Annotated in this window: 2 protein-coding genes; one reads left to right on the forward strand and one right to left on the reverse strand. The window is 66.8% G+C overall.

Annotated features, from left to right (window positions below; all coding sequences use genetic code 11):
* Window positions 1-98: 98 nt before the first annotated feature.
* Window positions 99-962: a chlorophyll a/b-binding protein gene (locus OKA04_RS24880; RefSeq protein WP_264503842.1), complete on the forward strand. Its 864-nt coding sequence runs from the start codon at window positions 99-101 to the stop codon at window positions 960-962.
* On the opposite strand, the gene OKA04_RS24885 is transcribed toward OKA04_RS24880, so the two are convergent.
* The coding region (locus tag OKA04_RS24885; RefSeq protein ID WP_264503843.1) for a chlorophyll a/b-binding protein at window positions 880-1,607 on the reverse strand (728 nt) is incomplete at its 5' end. The genes OKA04_RS24880 and OKA04_RS24885 overlap by 83 nt on opposite strands.

Raw genomic sequence — 1,607 nt, forward strand, 5'->3', positions numbered from 1 at the left:
GGCGGCGGGCTTGGGCTTCGGGGCGGGCTCCTTTCTGAACACAGCACCACCCCTTCTGCTGCATCTCCCACCTCCCTCTGAATTGTGGGCCTGAGGCGATGGCGGCGCTCGCCCCGTCCAAGATGCTCGGCACCCGGCTCAACTTCGCCGGCTCCTCCCGCTACGCCACCGCGGCACCGACCACCGGAGCGCAGAAGATCGTCTCCCTCTTCAGCAAGAAGCCCGCCCCGAAGCCCAAGCCCGCCGCCGTCACCTCCTCGAGCCCCGACATCGGCGATGAGCTCGCCAAGTGGTACGGCCCTGACAGGAGGATCTTCTTGCCGGAGGGTCTCCTGGACCGCTCAGAGGTGCCGGACTACCTCAACGGAGAGGTCCCCGGAGACTACGGCTACGACCCTTTTGGCCTCAGCAAGAAGCCAGAGGACTTCTCCAAGTACCAGGCCTATGAGCTGATCCATGCCAGGTGGGCGATGCTCGGCGCCGCTGGGTTCATCATCCCCGAGGCCTGCAACAAGTTTGGCGCAAACTGCGGCCCCGAGGCCGTCTGGTTCAAGACCGGCGCCCTCCTCCTGGACGGCAACACCCTCAACTACTTCGGCAACAGCATCCCCATCAACCTCATCGTCGCCGTCGCCGCCGAGGTCGTCCTCGTCGGCGGCGCCGAGTACTACCGGATCATCAACGGCCTGGATCTGGAGGACAAGCTCCACCCAGGTGGCCCATTCGACCCGCTGGGGCTGGCGAGCGACCCGGACCAGGCGGCGCTGCTGAAGGTGAAGGAGATCAAGAACGGGCGGCTGGCCATGTTCTCCATGCTGGGGTTCTTCATCCAGGCCTACGTCACCGGCGAGGGCCCCGTCGAGAACCTCTCCAAGCACCTCAGCGACAGCCGGTGCCCGGGTACGCCGACTGTTGGACGCAGAAACCCACAAAAGCCAGCATGGCCAATCGCCCGTTCTTGATCTCCTTGAGCTTGTACTCCTCGAACTTGACGGGGTCCTTGGAGAAGCCGAGGGGGTCGAAGGCGCCGCCGGGGTACTTCTTCTTCTCGGGGTCCTTCTCCATGGTGCGCTGGTGCTCGGCGAAGGCGATGGCGACGAACTCGATGACCAGGATCGTCGGCAGCGTGCCCCATGGCACCGGGTTGCCGAGGTACGTGGCCTGGCCGCCGGGCTCCGCCGCCCACTCCTGCGCCTGCACCCAGTTGCCCAGCCCCAGCGCCTCCGGCACCAACACCCCAGGCACAGCGAGCATGGCCCACCGGCAGTGGTACACCTCCGACTCCTTGAACCGCTCGAAGTTCTCCGGCACGGTGGCGAGGCCCAGCGGGTCGAACCCGAAGTCACCGGGAGAGGAGCCGTCGAGGTGGGCGGGGCGTGGCTGGCCCGGCATCCACTCGGCGGACATGGTGACGCGCCCGGAGGTGGTGGCGTAGGCGCAGACCGGCAGGCGGCTCCTGTTCGACGACGGCGCCAGCAGGCTCGGCACGCCCACCGCGCTGCAGCTCCTCAGCCCGCTCGTCGCCATTGCCGCCGCCGCCGCTAGCTTCTCCTCCTCCTCCTCCTCCTCGAACACACCAGCAAGAAGACGAAGTAGGAAGAAGAGGT

This window comes from Luteolibacter flavescens (assembly GCF_025950085.1).
Taxonomy (GTDB): domain Bacteria; phylum Verrucomicrobiota; class Verrucomicrobiia; order Verrucomicrobiales; family Akkermansiaceae; genus Haloferula; species Haloferula flavescens.

Excerpts from the sequence above, each read along its gene's own strand:
- OKA04_RS24880 (WP_264503842.1), top strand. The coding sequence starts at position 99 with ATGGCGGCGCTCGCCCCGTCCAAGATGCTCGGCACCCGGCTCAACTTC.